This is a genomic window from Pseudomonas putida, from assembly GCF_025905425.1.
Classification (GTDB): Bacteria; Pseudomonadota; Gammaproteobacteria; order Pseudomonadales; family Pseudomonadaceae; genus Aquipseudomonas; species Aquipseudomonas putida_AF.
The window spans coordinates 5040919-5059071 of sequence record NZ_CP109603.1 but is presented as its reverse complement, the minus strand read 5'-3'; the positions used below and the strand labels follow the sequence as shown (position 1 = coordinate 5059071).

Here is an 18153-nt window from a genome sequence, read left to right as displayed (position 1 = left end):
CGGCCATCGTCGGTGGCAGCCTGCCAAGGAGCCTTGCCATGAAAACCCCATTGCGCCACCTGATCACCGCCCTTGGGCTGGTCTTCACCCTCAACGCCCACGCCGCAGACTCGGCAAAGCCTGAGAGCATCCGCATCGCCGTGCCTGACCTGAGCGCAGGCAGCAAGCACAGCGCAGGCGGCGTGGTCGATGTGCTGCGTGACCAGCAACTGCTGGAGAAAGAATTCGCCAAGGACGGCATCCGCATCGATTGGCACTTCTTCAAGGGCGCCGGGCCGGTGGTAAACGAGGCCCTGGCCAACGGCCAGGCCGACTTTGCCTACCTGGGCGACCTGGCCGCGATCGTCGGCAAGGCCAATGGCCTGGATACCCGCGTGTTGTCGGCCGGCGTGCGCGGGGTGAAAAGCTACCTGGGGGTGGTGCCGGGGTCCGGCATCAAGACCCTGCACGACCTCAAGGGCAAGCGTGTGGCGGTGTTCCGCGGCACCGCCAACCAGCTGTCGTTCGCCAGTGCGCTGGCAAGCCAGGGTTTGTCCGAGCGTGACCTGAAAGTGATCAACCTGGACTTCAACGCTGCCAACGCCGCGCTGGCCGCCAAGCAGATCGACGCCACCTGGGGCTTGTCGAACCTGCTCTCGCTGCGTGAACGCGGGTTGGTCGAGTTGCCCGTCAGCTCGCGTGATCTGCAAGGCGCCGGCAGCACCCAGGCGGTATTGCTGGGCACCGGCGAATTCATCCGCCAGCACCCCGACCTGGTCCAGCGCCTGGTCAATGCCCAGGAGCAGGCCACCGAGTGGCTGCGCGATGAACGCAACCGTGATGCCTTCGTCGACCTGGTGGCGAATAACGCCAGCTGGCCGCGCAGCATCCTCAGCGACGACCTGGCCAAGGAAAACCTCGCGCACTACTTCGACCCCCGCCTGGATGCCGATTTTCTGGCCCAACTGCAGCAGGGCGTCGACCTGGCCGCCAAAGAGCGCCTGATCCGCCGTGGCTTCCAGGTCGCCGACTGGGTCGAACCCCGCTTCCTCGACGCCGCACTGCAACAACAGCAGGCCGTGCAGGCCGCCCGCTAACCCTTTGAACCGACAACAACCGAAAGGACCACGACCATGAGCAATGCCGCCCTGGCCACCGCGCCACTCGCCCTTGAACTCGACATTCATCCGGTTGCCGGCCGTATCGGCGCCGAGATTCGCGGGTTGAAGCTTTCCGCCGAACTGGATGCCGCCACGATCGAAGCCATTCAGGCGGCGTTGGTCCAGCACAAGGTGATCTTCTTCCGTGGCCAGACGCACCTGGACGACCAGCGCCAGGAAGGCTTCGCCAAGTTACTTGGCGAACCGGTCGCCCACCCCACCGTGCCCGTGGTCGATGGCACCAGCTACCTGTTGCAGCTTGACGGTGCCGAGGGCCAGCGGGCCAACTCCTGGCACACCGATGTGACCTTCGTCGATGCCTACCCCAAGGCTTCGATTCTGCGCAGCGTGGTGGCGCCGGCGTCCGGCGGCGATACCGTCTGGGCCAACACCGCGGCGGCGTACCAGGAGCTGCCCGAGCCGCTGCGCGAGCTGGCCGACACGCTGTGGGCGGTGCACAGCAACGAATACGACTACGCATCCCTCAAGCCGGATGTAGACCCGGCCAAGCTGGAGCGCTATCGCAAGGTGTTCACCTCGACGGTGTACGAGACCGAGCACCCGGTGGTGCGCGTGCACCCGGTCAGCGGTGAGCGGGCGCTGCAATTGGGGCATTTCGTGAAGCGCATCAAGGGGTATTCGCTGGCTGATTCACAGCACCTGTTTGCGGTGCTGCAGGGGCATGTGACGCGCTTGGAAAATACCGTGCGCTGGCGCTGGGAAGCCGGGGATGTGGCGATCTGGGATAACCGCGCGACGCAGCATTATGCGGTGGATGACTATGGCACCCAGCCGCGTGTGGTTCGGCGGGTGACGTTGGCGGGTGAGGTGCCGGTGGGGGTGGATGGGCAACTGAGCCGCACAACCCGTAAAGGCTGATAATTGCGGGGCCGCGTTGCGGCCCAATCGCGAGGCAAGGCCGCTCCCACAGGAGATTGCATACCAAGGCGGGAGCAACTGTCTTGTTCAAATTTCTGGGGGCAAAGCCCCCGCCGATCACGCCTCGGTATCACAGGCAATCAACTGCCTGACCAACCCCTGCGCCAACGGCGACAACCCATACCCCACCCGGCTCACCACCCCATAGCGGGTATAAAACGCCTCTTCCTGCTCCGGCTCCAGGTCCGAAAGCTTCAACGCCACCAGCCCCCCGTCGCGTTGATACGGCCGCAGGTTGGCATTGCAGGCAATGCCGATGGTGTCCGAATGCATCACCACATTCAGCAACGCATAACCGTGCTCGCATTCCACCGAGGGCAGAAAGTCTTGCCGCCCGCTGAGGTCGCTGAGGATCTTGCGGATGTTCGGCGGGCGAAAGGTAGTGGCCAACGGGTACTCGAACAGGTCTCGCGCCTGCACCGTGCTCCGCGTGGTCAGTGGGTGCCCGGCGCGGCAGCAGAAGTGCCAGCGCTGGGGCGCCAGCTTGTGCACGCGGTAATCCGGGTCTGACTCGAACTGGCGGGTGTCGGCGACGAAAAACTCGATCTCTTCGGCAATCAGCTTGCGGTTCAACGCCTGCCAGTTATCCACCTGAAAACACGTGCGCGCCGCCGGGTATTCGGCGACGAAGCGCGCCACTGCCCGTGGCACCAAGCCGCCGGCCGGTGCAGGGCCGGACCCGAAGCGCACCACACCGGTGGTGGCGCCGTTGAACTGGTGGATCTCATTGACCAGGTTGTGCGCCCCATGCACCAGCCGCCGTGAATGCTCCAGTACCAGCAAACCTTGGCGAGTCGGGGCCAGCTCTTTGCTGGCGCGGTCCACCAAGCGGCAGCCGATGTTGTGCTCAAGGGTCTGGATGCTTCGGCTGAAGGCCGATTGCGACAGGTTCACCGCAGCCGCCGCAGCCACGAAACTGCGGTGCTCGACCAGGGCAATGTAGTGACGCAGCTGACGCAGATCGATATGCATTTTCTACATTAAAACCTTCGGTCAAATGCAATTGCTGACAAGGGTGAGTCCCCTTATAAAGGGTGTTACTTATTCCACTAAATATGAATTACAAATATTTATATCACTTAAAAGAATATAAGCCCGACTGACCGCGATTCGGTTCCGCCAACGGAAATGCTCGCCCAGGGCCCATGCCTTAAGGAGCATCAGCATGTCCCGAGTTTTCCGTTGGCCTGCGCGCGCATCGCGGTTCACCCTGCAACCCTTGGCCGCTGGCGTGTTGCTGGCGGCGTCCAGTGGCAGCTTCGCCGAAGAGCCTGTCAGCACCGCCCCTGCCGTGGAGCAGGACGCCAAGCTCGGCACCGTTACCGTCAATGCTCGCCGTCGTGAGGAAACTGCCCAGAGCGTGCCCACCGCGATCAGCGTACTGAACAGCGAAACCCTGGAAACCCAGCGCATCTACCGCGTGCAGGACCTGCAACAACTGGTGCCCAGCACCAACGTTGCCTATGTGCATGCGCGGCAATCGAGCATCTCGATCCGGGGCCTGGGTAACAACCCGGCCAGTGATGGCCTGGAAGGCAGCGTCGGCATTTACCTGGACAACGTCTACCTCGGTCGCCCCGGCATGGCGGTCTTCGACCTGCTCGATGTCGAGCAGCTGGAAGTGCTGCGCGGCCCGCAAGGCACGTTGTTCGGCAAGAACACCACAGCCGGTGTGCTCAACATCACCACACGCAAGCCGACCTTCCACCGCGAGGGCAGTATCCAGCAGTCGATAGGCGAGGATGGCTACCTGCAGACCCAGGGCAGTTTCTCTGGGCCGATCAGCGAAACCCTGGCCGGGCGCATCAGTGCCTACCGCACCGAAGACGATGGTTATGTGAAAAACATCCACAACGGTGACGACCTCAACGGCGGCAAGCGCCAGGGCTTTCGTACCCAGTTGCTGTTCAAACCCAGTGAAACCTTCAACCTGCGCTGGATCGGCGAGTACAACGAAGAAGACTCCAACAACGGCATCCTCAGCCTGTACAGCACCGGGCCTACCATCAACGGCGTCAACCGCTACGAGAGCCTGGCTGCCCAGGCCGGCGCGACGCTGGTGTCGGGCAAGGACCGCAAGGTCAATTTCGATGCCGACCAGCAGGTGACGGTATTCCAGGGAGGCACCTCGGTAGAGGCCAACTGGACCTTGCCCAACGACTTCACCCTGACCTCGATCACCGCCTACCGCTGGTGGGACTTCACCCCGCGCAACGACGATGGCCTCAACGTGCCGGTGTTCTACAGTGCCGGTGTGTCGGTGCGCGACAAGCAGTACTCGCAGGAGATTCGCCTGGCTTCGCCGACCGGTGGCGCCTTCGACTACGTGCTGGGCGCGTACTACTTCAAACAGGACCTGGACAATAAGTCCTTCACCTATTACGGCCCCCAGGCAGACATCTGGAACCTTACCCCGGCTGGCGCACTGAACAACGTCAATACCGTCGGTGACGGGCACATCGACACCGACAGTTATGCGCTGTTCGCCCAGGGCACCTGGCATGTCACCGACCGCCTGGACTTCACGGCGGGCATTCGCGGTACCTACGAAGAGAAGAGCGCCTGGGTGACCCGGGATGCGCCTACGGGCGGCGCAGCGGTTACTGGCGCTGCAGCTGCGGCGCGCCAAGGCCGGGTGGGGGCGTACGATTCGGGTGACCTCAACCAGTACAGCTTCAGCCCCTCTGGCCTGCTGGGCCTGAGTTACCGCTTCAACGACCAGGTACTGGGTTACGCCACCCTGACCCATGGCGAGAAGTCCGGAGGTATCAACCTTACCGTCGGCGCCGCGCCACGCCTGGGCACCGATTCGCTGCTGGTCGGCACCGAGCGGGTCAACAATGCCGAGGTCGGGGTCAAGAGCACGTTGTTCGATGATCGCCTGCAACTCAACGCCAACCTGTTCTGGGCTGAAGTGCATGGTTACCAGGCCAACGTGTATGACCAGGTCAACCGCGTGCAGTACCTGGCCAACGCCGGGCGCGTGCGTTCGCGCGGCCTGGAGTTCGAGGCCACGGCGCTACCGGTGCGTGGCCTCACGGTCAACTTCAACGGCTCGTGGAACGACGTGCGCTACACCGAGTACGACGATGCGCCGTGCCCGCCAGAAGTCAGCCTGGCCAATGCCACCGCCACCTGCGACCTGTCGGGCCATCAGGTGGTCGGCGCCTCCAAGTACATCGCCAACCTCAATGCCCAATACAAGTGGCAACTGGCCGAGCGCATCGAGCCGTATGTCACCGCCAGCTATGCCTTCCGCTCCAAGGCGGTGGGCACCATCGACGATTCCGACTTCGGCCAGATCCCCAGCTACGCGCTGGTCAACCTTTCCACCGGCGTGCGCCTGGACCAGGGCGACGGCGTGCTTGACCTGTCGCTGTGGGTGAAAAACGCCGGCGACAAGACCTACTTCACCAGCCTGTGGAACTCCGCCAACGGTGGCTATGCCGGGGTACTCGGCACGCCCCGCACCTTCGGCGCCACCGCCCGTTACGACTTCTGAGCACAAGGAGCTTTGCCATGAATGCCAAAACCGAAACCCCCGCACTGCCTGAAGGCGCCTGCCTCACCGCCAAAGTCCCCGCGCCCGATGAGGCACTGCTGGGCGATGTGGTGGTCAACCCGTACCGCCTGGCACCGCTGACGGCCATCATCCGCGACGGCGGGCGCACATTGAGCGCGGCCCATGTGCGGGTGCTGGGCCGTGGCGAGCGGGGCGTGGACATCGCCTACGAGGTGTCGGACCGCTCGCTGTGGACTTATGGCGGCATCCCGGTGTTCGGGCTTTACCCCGACTACGTCAACCAGGTGGAAGTGACGTACAAACTTGATGGCGAGCGCATCCGCGAGCGGTATCAGGTTTATGCGCCTGCCGTGCGTCTGCCGGTGGTGGCGAAGCAGACCGCCGCATTGCCGGAGGTCGAGCCGGTCAAGGTGGCGCCCGGTTTCGAAAACCGCTTGTACCTGTTCAACCACCTGCAGGGTGATATCCCCGGTGGTCGGGCCTTCAAATGGAATGGCCTGGGGGGCGCGGCCGAGTGGGACCAGGTGGGCAACAACTGGATCGCCGACAGTAATGGCGACGTGCGTTGGTACTTGGATATCGAGCAGATCCACGACGCCAACCGCCGGGACGGCCTGGGCGGCACCATGGGCTTCCAGCAGACCCGTGACGGCAAGTTGATCTGGGGCCAGGGCCAGACCTACTCCAAGTACGACCTGCTTGGCCGACGTGTCTGGCAGCGCAGCCTGCCGGACAAGTTTGCCGATTTTTCCCACGAAATCCGCGAGACCACGAACGGCACCTACCTGTTGCGGGTCGGCACCAGCGACTACCGCCGCCCGGACGGCAAGCGCGTGCGCTCGATCCGCGACCACATCATCGAGGTCAATGAAGCGGGGGATGTGCTCGACTTCTGGGACCTGAACCAGATCCTCGACCCGTACCGTGGCGACCTGCTGGAAACCCTCGGCAAGGCAGCGATCCAGTTGCCCGATGGTGTGCACAAGCAGGAAGACCGGCTGGCCAACGAACTGGCCGAAGGCGACCTGCCATTTGGTGACACCCCAGGCGTGGGCACAGGGCGCAACTGGGCGCACGTCAATGCCATTGATTACGACGCAGATGACGACAGCATCATCGTTTCAGCACGTCATCAAGGCGTGGTGAAGATTGGCCGCGACAAGGCCGTGAAGTGGATTCTCGCCTCGCCTCAGGGGTGGCCGCAGCGGTTGCAGGGCAAAGTGCTGACGCCAGTGCAAAGCGAAGGCTTCGATTGGTCCTGGACCCAGCACACCGCCTGGTTGACCGGCAAAGGCACGCTGACCGTGTTCGATAACGGTTGGGGGCGCGATTTTGCCCCGACCAAGCTGACCGGCAACTACAGCCGCGCGGTGGAGTACAAGGTCGACGAAGCCAAGGGCACGGTCGAGCAGGTGTGGGAGTACGGCAAGGCGCGCGGTGACGAATGGTACAGCCCGGTCACGTCGGTGGTGGCCTACCGACCAGAGACCGATACCCAGTTTATCTACTCGGCCTCGGTGAATTTCCTGACCCCAGAGAAACTGACCACCACCGTGCTCAATGAGGTGCGCCGTGGCACCCAGGAGGTGCTGGTGGAGCTGAAGGTGCACAGCCGGCAGCCGGGCAGTGTCGGCTACCGGGCGCTGGTGATCGACCTGGCCAAGGCCTTCTGACCCATTCCTTCCGGGAGGGCCGTCGGTCCTCCCTTCACATTTCTTTCAGTTCAATCGTCTAACCTGTACCGGCCTCTTCGCGGGCAAGCCCGCTCCCAACAGGATCTCCGTATTTTCCAAGGTATGCGCAGCCCCTGTGGGCGCGAGCTTGCCCGCGAAGAGGCCGGCTGCGGTGTAAAAAACCATGAAATTTACCGGGGGTGTTCAACCATTCGTTCTTTTTTTCGAACAGCCTATTGTCCTACACCCCAGCAGCCGCTTAGCATTCGTTTGAGATTTCAAACGCTCGATGCCCTGCTTTGGGCGCTTTTCAACAATCAACAATTCGGGAAGCCGACATGCAGCTCAAAGACGCTCAGTTGTTCCGCCAGCAAGCCTATATCAATGGTGAGTGGCTGGATGCGGACAACGGCCAGACCATCAAGGTGACCAACCCGGCCACCGGCGAAGTCATCGGTACCGTGCCGAAGATGGGCACTGCGGAAACCCGCCGCGCCATCGAAGCCGCCGACAAGGCCCTGCCGGCCTGGCGCGCCCTGACCGCCAAAGAGCGTTCGGCCAAGCTGCGTCGCTGGTTCGAACTGATGATCGAGAACCAGGACGACCTGGCTCGCCTGATGACCACCGAGCAAGGCAAGCCACTGGCCGAAGCCAAGGGCGAAATCGCCTACGCCGCCTCGTTCATCGAGTGGTTCGCCGAAGAAGCCAAGCGCATCTACGGTGACACCATCCCGGGCCACCAGCCCGACAAGCGCCTGATCGTCATCAAGCAGCCAATCGGCGTTACCGCGGCCATCACCCCGTGGAACTTCCCGGCGGCGATGATCACCCGTAAAGCCGGCCCGGCCCTGGCCGCTGGCTGCACCATGGTGCTCAAGCCTGCTTCGCAGACCCCATACTCCGCCCTGGCCCTGGTCGAGCTGGCTCACCGTGCCGGCATCCCGGCTGGCGTGCTGAGCGTCGTTACCGGCAGCGCTGGCGAAGTCGGCGGCGAGCTGACTGGCAACTCCCTGGTACGCAAGCTGTCCTTCACCGGCTCGACCGAAATCGGTCGCCAGCTGATGCAAGAATGCGCCAAGGACATCAAGAAGGTTTCTCTGGAGCTGGGCGGCAACGCGCCGTTCATCGTGTTCGACGACGCTGATCTGGATAAGGCAGTCGAAGGCGCGATCATCTCCAAGTACCGTAACAACGGCCAGACCTGCGTCTGCGCCAACCGTATCTACGTGCAGGACGGCGTCTACGACGCGTTCGCCGAGAAGCTGGCCGCTGCAGTGGCCAAGCTCAAAATCGGTAACGGTCTGGAAGACGGCACCACCACTGGCCCGCTGATCGACGGCAAGGCTGTCGCCAAGGTTCAGGAACACATCGAAGACGCCGTTGCCAAAGGCGCCAAGGTGCTGGCCGGTGGCAAGCTGATCGAAGGCAACTTCTTCGAGCCGACCATTCTGGTCAACGTGCCGAAGACTGCTGCTGTCGCCAAGGAAGAGACCTTCGGCCCACTGGCGCCGCTGTTCCGCTTCCAGGACGAAGCCGAAGTCATCGCCATGTCCAACGACACCGAGTTCGGCCTGGCTTCGTACTTCTACGCCCGTGACATGAGCCGTGTGTTCCGTGTTGCCGAAGCGCTGGAATACGGCATGGTCGGCATCAACACCGGCCTGATTTCCAACGAAGTCGCGCCGTTTGGCGGTATCAAGGCTTCGGGCCTGGGCCGCGAAGGTTCCAAATACGGTATCGAGGACTACCTCGAAATCAAATACCTGTGCATCAGCGTCTGATCACCGGTTAAAAGGCTTTACCTCTGCCAGCGGGGCGCGAGAGCGACGTCTCGCTGGCCTTTTTTACATGCAGTACCTGGTGGCCAGGGTGTTTACGGCAGTCGATCAACGAATACTGTTCGCGAGCACACCAGCTACCCCCGAGTAAAAGCGCCGCTCATCGGCGCACATGAGGGCATTATGAGCAAGACTAACGAATCCTTGATGCAACGCCGTGTAGCTGCCGTCCCACGTGGCGTCGGCCAAATCCACCCGATCTTCGTGGACACCGCGAAGAACTCGACCGTGATCGACGTTGAAGGCCGCGAACTGATCGACTTCGCGGGCGGCATCGCAGTACTGAACACCGGCCACCTGCACCCGAAAGTGGTTGCAGCTGTGCAAGAGCAGCTGACCAAAGTCAGCCACACCTGCTTCCAGGTGCTGGCCTACGAACCCTACGTAGAGCTGTGCGAAAAGATCAACAAGCTGGTCCCAGGCGACTTCGACAAGAAGACCCTGCTGGTCACCACCGGCTCCGAAGCCGTTGAGAACGCCGTCAAGATCGCCCGTGCCGCCACTGGCCGCGCTGGCGTGATCGCCTTCACCGGCGCCTACCACGGCCGTACCATGATGACCCTGGGCCTGACCGGCAAGGTCGTGCCGTACTCCGCTGGCATGGGCCTGATGCCAGGCGGCATCTTCCGCGCACTGTTCCCGAACGAACTGCACGGCGTGAGCGTCGATGACGCCATCGCCTCGGTTGAGCGCATCTTCAAGAACGATGCCGAGCCTAAGGACATTGCCGCGATCATCCTGGAGCCTGTTCAGGGTGAAGGTGGCTTCCTGCCGGCGCCGAAAGAGCTGATGCAGCGCCTGCGCGCCCTGTGCGACCAGCACGGCATCCTGCTGATCGCTGACGAAGTGCAGACCGGCGCTGGCCGTACTGGCACCTTCTTCGCCATGGAACAGATGGGCGTCGCGCCTGACCTGACCACCTTCGCCAAATCCATCGCTGGCGGCTTCCCGCTGGCCGGTGTGTGCGGCAAGGCTGAGTACATGGATGCCATCGCGCCAGGCGGCCTGGGCGGCACCTACGCCGGTTCGCCGATCGCTTGCGCCGCGGCCCTGGCCGTGATCGAAGTGTTCGAAGAAGAAAAACTGCTGGACCGCAGCAAGGCTGTTGGCGAGCACCTGGTTGCTGGCCTGCGCAAGATCCAGGAAAAGAACCCGATCATCGGTGACATCCGTGGTATGGGCTCGATGATTGCTGTCGAAGTCTTCGAGAAAGGCACTCACACCCCGAATGCCGCTGCCGTTGGCCAAGTGGTTGCCAAGGCACGTGACAAGGGTCTGATCCTGCTGTCTTGCGGCACCTACGGCAACGTCCTGCGTATCCTGGTTCCGCTGACCGCCGAAGACGCGCTGCTGGACAAAGGCCTGGCCATCATCGAAGAGTGCTTCGCTGAACTCGCCTAATGTGACACGCTTCAGAAAAAACCCGCCTCGGCGGGTTTTTTTTATGCCCAGAAAACCTGAGGGACGCTATCGTTGTCCCAGGACTTGCCTTGGAAGCTGCGACGGATTGCGTGTCAGGGATACTCAGGAGTTGGCTATGAGCGCTGTACACCCCACCCCACCTTGCGTACTGATTGCCGAGGGCGACCCGTGGGTGCGTGACATGCTCAAGGAGATGCTGCTCAGCGTGCGTTGCGACGCCCGTCTGCAGGTCTGCGCCGACGGCTCGCAGGCGCTGACCGCGCTGTCGAGCAAGCCCGACCTGATCATCGCTGCGCGTGAGCTGGCGGGCGTCGATGGCCTCGACCTGCTGCGCAAGGTCCGCGCCAAAGGCCCGGGGTTGCCGTTCATCCTCATGAGCAACCGCAGCGACAGTGCCAGCGTGCGCGAGGCGTTGCCCTTGCATCCCACGGCCTATTTGAGCAAACCACTGAACCTGGGCAACCTGCGCAAGCGCCTGGAAGAACTGCTGCTGGCTGTCGGCGAGGAAATCGCCTGCCCGGTGCCGCCTTTGCAGCCGGGGGCCAGCCTGCCGGGTTACCTCGAGCAGCGCCGCGCTACTGCCGATGGCGGGCCGTTGCTGGCCGATTTGCAGGTGGCGATCAAGCGAGCGCTGGACCCTCAGGGCCTGAACCTGAAAGTGCTCGAAGAGGAAGTGCGCAACGACCCGCAGGTCACCGCGGTGCTGATCGCCGCCGCCAACAGCGCCGCCCTGCACCGCGACGCGCCCGTGCAGACCCTGCTGCAGGCGTTGAACAAACTCGGCAGCACCCAGAGCATGAACTTGATCCTGGGCATGACACTCAAGCGCAGCGCACGGCTGAGCGACCCACTGCTGGCTCAGCACGCGGCGCAATACTGGAACCTCTCGCTGCACTGCGCCGAATACGGCCGCAGCCTAGCGCGCATGCTGGAGTTGGACGAAGGGCGTTGCTATTGCGCAGGGCTGTTGCACTGCCTGGGCGACCTGGCGGTGCTGCGTTGCCTGCAGGAGTGGAGCCTGGCCGGAGGCGCGCTGGATGAGGGCACGGTCCGCCAGTCGCTCGATGAGTACGGTGCGGCGTTCGGTTCGGCTTTGCGCACGCGCTGGCGCTTGCCACTGGCGCTGCGTGAGTTGATCGCGGCTATTTACCAACTGGGCGGTGGCGTGTATTCACGGGAGATCCTGGCGATGAACCTGGCCGGGCAGTTGACGCGGCTGCCGACGGATCACGGGCTGGAACAGGTTGTCAGCAGCAAGACTGCGCGGCTACTCAAGATCGGCTTGCCGGAGATTAGCCGGTTGCGCAAGGTGGAGAACCCTGAGGCACCGCCGCAGCGTGAGGAAATACCTGTGGATGAGAACGGGGCAGATAGCTGACATCCTGGGACCGCTTTGCGGTCCTTTCGCGAGACAAGCCCGCTCCCACAATGACCCATGTTATCTGTGCGACAGCGCATCCCCCCGGTCCTTATCCCCGCACGATCTGATTCTTCCCCTGCCGCTTGGCCCGATACATCGCCGCATCGGCGCGGGCGAACAGGCTGTCCAGCGACTCGTCCTCATCGGTCAGCGCCGTCAGCCCCTGGCTCACGGTCACGCCGTACGCCTGGTCGCCATGGCTGAAGCTCAGCCGTTGGATCTCCCGCTGCAAACGCTCGGCGATTTGCTCCGCCACCTGCGCGTTACAGCCAGGGAACACGGCCGCAAACTCCTCGCCACCAATGCGTCCGAACTGGTCTCCACGCCGTAGCACGGCTTTGCCGCTGTCGGCGATACGCTGCAGCACCTGGTCGCCTTCCTGGTGGCCGTAACTGTCATTGACCTGTTTGAAGTCGTCGATGTCCAGCAGCAGGAAGGCCAGCGGCGTGCCGTCCTCGCGTGCACTGTCAAAAGCCTGTTGGGCGCACTCGAAGAAGTGCCGGCGGTTGCTGCTCTGGGTCAGTACGTCGGTGGTAGCCAGACGATGCAGTTCGCCTTCGAGCTGCTTCTTCTCGGTGATGTCCTCGGCGATGCCGACCACGATCACCCGCTGTTCGCCCTCGCGTTGCTGGTTGATGTAGCACTTGTCGCTCAGCCAGCGCACCTGGCCTTCAGCATTGAGGATGCGGTACTCGCGGTCTTCCACCGAACCTTTGAGTAGCACCTGGGCCAGGCTGCGCTCGGCGTATTCCAGGTCGTCGGGGTAGATGCTGTCGCGCCACTCGTTGTAGTCGGCCATCACCAGGCTGACCGGGCGCCCAAAGATGCGTTCATACGCAGGGCTGACGTACAGCACCTGGCGGGCTTCCCAGTCGAACGCCCAGAGCACGGCGTTGACGCTGTCGAGCAGCGAACTGAAGAGTTGTTCGCGCTCACTCAGGCGGGCGACTTCGCCTTGGGCGTGAAGCAGGGCCAGCAAGGTTTTGGCGGCTTCTGGAGGTGGGGTGCCGGGCAGGGATGTTGGAATGTTCTTGGCCATGTGCACGGAGCGAGTCTCGACAAGGAAGCGTGCGGCCAGCATCAGGCCCGCCACGCGGGCGATGTGGCGGTTTGGAGTGATAATCAGGGCGTGAAGTTCCGGGCGACACGCCCCGCTGGAAGGGCGTGCCGATCAACGGCGGTCAGGTGCCGGTCGGGCGCAGGGAGTAGGTCTTGAGCTGTGCGGCGAAGTCGTGCAGGGCGTGGATGCCGCTGGCTTCTGCCTCGTGTACCCAGTCCTTCATGGCGGCGAGCATGTCGTGGCCATTGGCGCTGGTGCGTGCCCAGATCTGCTGCAGGGCCAGGCGCTTTTCGTAAATGGTCTTGAGCGCCTGGCTGTGCGCGAGCAGCGTCTCGATGCGTACGTGGTGGCGGTCTTCCAGCAGGCTGGTCTCCCGCGACAGCAGGCGCTTGGCGCGGCGAAAGCGGTGGCGCACCGACGCATCGACCTTGGCCAGCTCCTGCTGGACCAGCGGGCCGATCACCAGCTTGCGGTACTGGGCCATGATCTGGAAGCGGTTATTGAGGATGGCCATGGCGGTGTCCATGTCCAGGTTGGCCTTGCCTTCGACCCGGTGGGCGATCGGTGCCACGCGCTGCACCTTGGCCAGGCGCAGCAGGCAGAACAGGCGGATCCAGGCCCAGCCCATGTCGAACTCCCAGCGCTTGACCGAAAGCTTGGCCGAGTTGGGGTAGGTGTGGTGGTTGTTGTGCAGTTCTTCGCCACCAATGATGATGCCCCACGGCACCAGGTTGGTGGCAGCGTCACGGCATTCGAAATTGCGATAGCCCAGCGCATGGCCCAGGCCGTTGACCACGCCGGCGGCCCAGAACGGAATCCACATCATCTGCACCGCCCAGATGGTGATGCCAATGGTGCCGAACAGCAGCAGGTCGATCACCGCCAGCAGGGCAATGCCGCCCAGCTTGTAGCGCGAGTAGAGGTTGCGCTCGATCCAGTCGTCCGGGCAGTTCTTGCCATAGATGCGCAGGGTCTCGGGGTTGCGTGCCTCTTCGCGGTAGAGCTCGGCGCCTTTGCGCAGGACCGTGCTCAACCCCTTGTGTACCGGGCTGTGCGGGTCGTCCGGTGTTTCGCATTTGGCGTGGTGCTTGCGGTGGACGGCGGTCCACTCGCGGGTGTTCTGCGCCGTGGTCAGCCACAGCCAGAATCGGAAGAAGTGCTTGAGCGCGCCATTGAGCTCCAGGGCCCGGTGCGCGGAGTAGCGATGCAGGTATACCGTGACGCTGACGATGGTCACATGGGTCATCAGCAGAGTGATGCCGACCAGTTGCCAGGCCGACAAGTCGAGCAGGCCGTTGTACCACATAGGTGTTGAAACCCTCGAGAACACAGGGGAAGGGCATGATTATCCCTTGGCAGGGAAATAAAACCAGTCACCCTTTCAGATAGGACGTCACGACATGTTTCACCCTTTATAATGCCCCCTCTTCGTTCATGGGCCATTGCACCCGACATGTCTGTTTCCGTTCGCGACGCCTTGCGCATGGCTGCGCTCTATGTGGTGCTGTCGATCCTCTGGCTGGTGCTGGCGGAGACACTCCTGCATGGCATGACTGACGACCCGCTGGCGCTGACCGTCGGGCGGCAGATCAATGTGGTGATCTGGGTGTTGTTCAGTGCTGTGCTGATCTTCGTTTCGCGGGCGCGGCTGCTCAACTTCATCGGCATCGGCGCGCGGTTGCGCTGCGAAGACCGCGAGCGGCTGCGCATGGCGGCGGCGGTATTCGACAGCACCCTCGAAGGCGTGCTGGTAACCGACCGCCAAGGCTTGATCGTGCACGTCAACCGCGCCTTCATGCGCATCACCGGCTACCAGCAGGACGAGGTCATCGGCCAGCGCCCGAACAAGTTCAAGTCGGGCCGCCATGGCGTGGCGTTCTACCAGCAGATCTTTGCCACCCTGGCCGAGAAGGGCGAGTGGAGCGGCGAGATCTGGAACCGGCGAAAAAGTGGCGAAATCTATCCGCAATGGCAGACGATCTGCGCCATACGCGATGATGCCGGCGAGCTGAGCCATTACGTGGCGGTCTTCAGCGACATCAGCGCGATCAAGCACACCGAACAGGAACTGGCCTACCTGGCTCATCACGACCCGTTGACCGGCTTGCCCAACCGCTTGCTGTTCACCGACCGCGTCGAACAGGCGCTGGTCACGGCGCAAGCCAACAAGCGCGGCTGCGGTTTGCTGCTGCTCGACCTGGACCATTTCCAGAGCATCAATGACGGCCTTGGCCACACCATCGGCGACCAGTTGCTCAAGCTGGTAGGTGAGCGCCTGGGCGACGTGGTGGGCAATGGCGTGACCCTTGCGCGTCTTGGGGGGGACGAGTTCGGCGTGCTGGCGGAGAACTGCCAGCAGGTCGGCCAGGCGGGCAAGCTGGCGCAACGCATCATCGAGCGCATGCGCGAGCCGTTCGTGTTCGATGGCCATCGCCTGTTCATCAGTGTCAGCGTGGGCATCAGCCTGTTCCCCAGCGATGCACTGGGTGCCGAGCAGCTGCTGCGCAATGCCGACGCGGCGCTGTTCAAGGCCAAGAGCAGCGGGCGTGCCTGTTATGCGCTGTACACCGAAGAGCTGACCGCGCACGCCCAGCACCGGGTGGAAACTGCCGGCGAGCTGCGCCGGGCCTTGGAGCAGGATGAATTGCGGGTGTACTTCCAGCCGGTGCACGACCTGGCCACGGCGGAGCGCGTGGGGGTCGAGACCCTGGTGCGTTGGGCGCATCCCCAGCGCGGCCTGGTACCGCCAAGTGAGTTCATTCCGATTGCCGAACGCACCGGGCTGATTGCCGAGATCGACACCTGGGTACTGCGTCAGGCGTGCCGGCAGATGGTGCAGTGGCAGCGCGAAGGCCGGCAGTTGGCGTTCGTGGCGGTGAATATCTCCAGCCGTCTATTTGGCCAGCACGAGCTGTATCGGCAGGTATCCGAGGTGTTGCACGAGACCGGCCTGGCCCCGGGTTTGCTGGAGCTGGAAGTCACCGAGAGCGCGGTGATGGAAGACCCGGAAGTGGCGCTGGAGCAACTGCATCGCTTGCGTGAGCTGGGCGTGACCTTGGCGATCGATGACTTCGGCACGGGGTATTCGTCGCTGCTGCGGCTCAAGCGCTTGCCGGTGCAGAAGCTGAAGATCGATCAGGGCTTTGTCGCAGGCCTGCCGTTTGACGATGACGATATCGCCATCGTGCGGGTGATCATCGCACTGGCCCGAAGCATGGGCATGCAGGTGCATGCCGAAGGCATCGAGCAGCAAGAGCAGGCCAGCTTCCTGCTGCAGGAGCAGTGTCAGTTGGGCCAGGGCTACTGGTTCGGCCGGCCGGTGCCGGCGCAGGATCTGCATTGGGGGTGATGGGGTCGCCTGTAGATCCTGGGGGCTGCAGAGCCCCCCAGATGACTCACCGCTTGTTCAAACCCTTCGCCAACCGATCCCCGCCCAGCTGAATCACCGCCACCAACGCCACCAGCATGGCGATCACGGTCAGCATGATCTGGCTGTCGAAGCGCTGGTACCCATACCGATAGGCAATGTCCCCCAGCCCGCCGGCACCAATCGCTCCGGCCATGGCCGACGAGTTGATCAAGGTCACCAGGGTAATGGTGAACCCCCCGACGATGCCGGGTAGCGCCTCGGGCAGCAGCACGTGCCAGACGATGTGCCAGCGCCGGCAGCCCATGGCTTGCGCGGCTTCCACCAGGCCATGGTCCACTTCGCGCAAGCTCACTTCGGCAATCCGTGCAAAGAAGGGTGTGGCAGCGATGGTCAACGGCACCACGGCCGCCCATACGCCATAGGTGGTACCGACCACCAGGCGGGTGAAGGGGATCAGCGCGACCATCAGGATCAGAAAGGGGATCGAGCGGAACAGGTTGACGAACGCCCCCAGCACCCGGTTCAGCAGCGGCGCTTCGAATATCCCGCCTTTGTCGCTGGTGACCAGCAGCACCGCCATCGGCACCCCGACCAGCAGGGCGATCAGCGACGACACGCCGACCATCAGCAGGGTATCGAGCAAGCCTTCAAGCAGGCGATCAAACCACATGGCCCAGTACCTCCACGTCTTCGGCCCAACGGCGGGCGCGTTCCAGCAATTGGTGGGTGTCGTGTGACGAGTGCTGCACCGACAGGATCAACTGCCCAAGCGCATGTTCACCGATAGTTTCAACGCCGCCTTGAAGCAGGCGCACACGGCCGCCCAGGTCGGTGAACAGGGCCGACAGCTCCGGCTCGCCGAGCAGGGTCAGCTTGAGCACCACGGCGCTGTCGCGGCTTATCGGGCTGGCCTTGAGGCTGGCCTGCAAGGCAGCGGGCAACTTGGCCTGCAAGGGTGCAAGCAAGGTCCGTGTCACCTCGTGGTGAGGTGTGCCGAATACTCGCCAGACTTCGCCCTGCTCGACCACTTCGCCGCGCTCCAGTACCACCACGCGGTGGCAGATATCGCGGATCACCGCCATTTCATGGGTGATCAGCACAATGGTCAGGCCCAGGCGCTGGTTGATGTCACGCAGCAGTTCGAGGATCGAGGCCGTGGTTTCAGGGTCGAGTGCCGACGTGGCCTCGTCGCACAAAAGGATCTCGGGATCATGCACCAGCGCCCGGGCGATGCCGACGCGTTGCTTTTGCCCGCCCGACAGCTGCGCCGGGTAGACATGGTGCTTTTCCTGCAGGCCGACCAGCTCCAGCAGCGCGCGTACCTTGCGTTGGCGCTCGGCCTTGGGCACACCGGCCACTTTCAGCGGCAGCTCGACGTTCTGCCACACGGTCTTGGCCGACATCAGGTTGAAGTGCTGGAAGATCATGCCGATGCGACGGCGCAGCGCGACAAGGCGGTCTTCGTCGAAGGGCGCGATGTCTACCTGGTCGATCAGTACGCGGCCCTGGCTCGGTTGTTCCAGGCGGTTGATGGTGCGCAGCAGCGACGACTTGCCGGCGCCGCTACGGCCGATGATGCCAAAAATCTCACCGTGGCGGATGTTCAGGTCGATGCCTTGCAAGGCGGGCTGTGCCTGGCCTGGGTAGGTCTTGCCCAGGCCGATGAAGCGCACGTGGGCTTCGTTGACCTCTGGGCGCAGGGCCTGTTCCTTGGCCGTTGGCGGCAATGGTTGTGGGGTAGGCGCCCTGAGCGCGCTGGCCTGGCTCAT

Annotated in this window: 13 protein-coding genes; 8 read left to right on the top strand and 5 right to left on the bottom strand. The window is 63.2% G+C overall.

Going from position 1 to position 18153, the window contains the following annotated elements; all coding sequences use genetic code 11:
• Positions 1-38: 38 nt before the first annotated feature.
• Positions 39-1076, top strand: coding sequence for an ABC transporter substrate-binding protein (locus OGV19_RS22850; RefSeq protein WP_264310759.1), 1038 nt, complete (start codon positions 39-41; stop codon positions 1074-1076).
• Between the two features lie 36 nt (positions 1077-1112).
• A complete protein-coding gene (locus OGV19_RS22845) occupies positions 1113-2018 on the top strand; it encodes a TauD/TfdA dioxygenase family protein (protein WP_264310758.1) in 906 nt (301 codons plus the stop codon).
• 117 nt (positions 2019-2135) lie between these two features.
• Here OGV19_RS22845 and OGV19_RS22840 read toward each other — a convergent pair whose 3' ends face one another.
• Positions 2136-3050, bottom strand: a complete 915-nt coding sequence (locus tag OGV19_RS22840; RefSeq protein WP_264310757.1) for a LysR family transcriptional regulator — start codon at positions 3048-3050, stop codon at positions 2136-2138.
• A 193-nt stretch (positions 3051-3243) separates the two neighbouring features.
• Here OGV19_RS22840 and OGV19_RS22835 point away from each other — a divergent pair, with 193 nt between their 5' ends.
• The 5 genes from OGV19_RS22835 to OGV19_RS22815 all read left to right on the top strand — a co-directional run bounded on the left by OGV19_RS22835 (position 3244) and on the right by OGV19_RS22815 (position 11912).
• Positions 3244-5580 (top strand): TonB-dependent receptor, encoded by a 2337-nt coding sequence (locus OGV19_RS22835; protein WP_264310756.1) that lies wholly within the window; start codon positions 3244-3246, stop codon positions 5578-5580.
• A 17-nt stretch (positions 5581-5597) separates the two neighbouring features.
• Positions 5598-7274, top strand: coding sequence for an aryl-sulfate sulfotransferase (locus tag OGV19_RS22830; protein WP_264310755.1), 1677 nt, complete (start codon positions 5598-5600; stop codon positions 7272-7274).
• 338 nt (positions 7275-7612) lie between these two features.
• The gene (gabD, locus tag OGV19_RS22825) at positions 7613-9055 is read left to right on the top strand and encodes an NADP-dependent succinate-semialdehyde dehydrogenase (RefSeq protein WP_264310754.1); all 1443 of its coding nucleotides are present in this window, start codon (positions 7613-7615) and stop codon (positions 9053-9055) included.
• 180 nt (positions 9056-9235) lie between these two features.
• On the top strand, positions 9236-10513 hold the full coding sequence (gene gabT, locus OGV19_RS22820; RefSeq protein ID WP_264310753.1) for a 4-aminobutyrate--2-oxoglutarate transaminase: 1278 nt from the start codon (positions 9236-9238) through the stop codon (positions 10511-10513).
• Positions 10514-10649: 136 nt separating this feature from the next.
• The gene (locus tag OGV19_RS22815; RefSeq protein WP_264310752.1) at positions 10650-11912 is read left to right on the top strand and encodes a response regulator; all 1263 of its coding nucleotides are present in this window, start codon (positions 10650-10652) and stop codon (positions 11910-11912) included.
• A gap of 91 nt (positions 11913-12003) precedes the next feature.
• Here the strand turns inward: OGV19_RS22815 and OGV19_RS22810 are convergent, their stop codons facing one another.
• Both OGV19_RS22810 and desA read right to left on the bottom strand, forming a co-directional pair.
• A complete protein-coding gene (locus tag OGV19_RS22810) occupies positions 12004-13035 on the bottom strand; it encodes a GGDEF domain-containing protein (protein ID WP_264310751.1) in 1032 nt (343 codons plus the stop codon).
• Positions 13036-13135: 100 nt separating this feature from the next.
• On the bottom strand, positions 13136-14320 hold the full coding sequence (desA, locus tag OGV19_RS22805) for a delta-9 fatty acid desaturase DesA (protein ID WP_264310750.1): 1185 nt from the start codon (positions 14318-14320) through the stop codon (positions 13136-13138).
• Between the two features lie 147 nt (positions 14321-14467).
• Between desA and dibA the strand changes: the two genes are divergently transcribed.
• Positions 14468-16363 (top strand): phosphodiesterase DibA, encoded by a 1896-nt coding sequence (gene dibA / locus OGV19_RS22800; protein ID WP_264310749.1) that lies wholly within the window; start codon positions 14468-14470, stop codon positions 16361-16363.
• A gap of 46 nt (positions 16364-16409) precedes the next feature.
• On the opposite strand, the gene OGV19_RS22795 is transcribed toward dibA, so the two are convergent.
• Together OGV19_RS22795 and OGV19_RS22790 are read right to left on the bottom strand one after the other, a co-directional pair.
• Entirely contained in the window at positions 16410-17054 is a 645-nt protein-coding gene (locus OGV19_RS22795) for a methionine ABC transporter permease (protein ID WP_264310748.1), read from the bottom strand.
• On the bottom strand, positions 17044-18153 hold the full coding sequence (locus OGV19_RS22790) for a methionine ABC transporter ATP-binding protein (RefSeq protein ID WP_264310747.1): 1110 nt from the start codon (positions 18151-18153) through the stop codon (positions 17044-17046). Before OGV19_RS22790 ends, OGV19_RS22795 begins: the two co-directional genes overlap by 11 nt.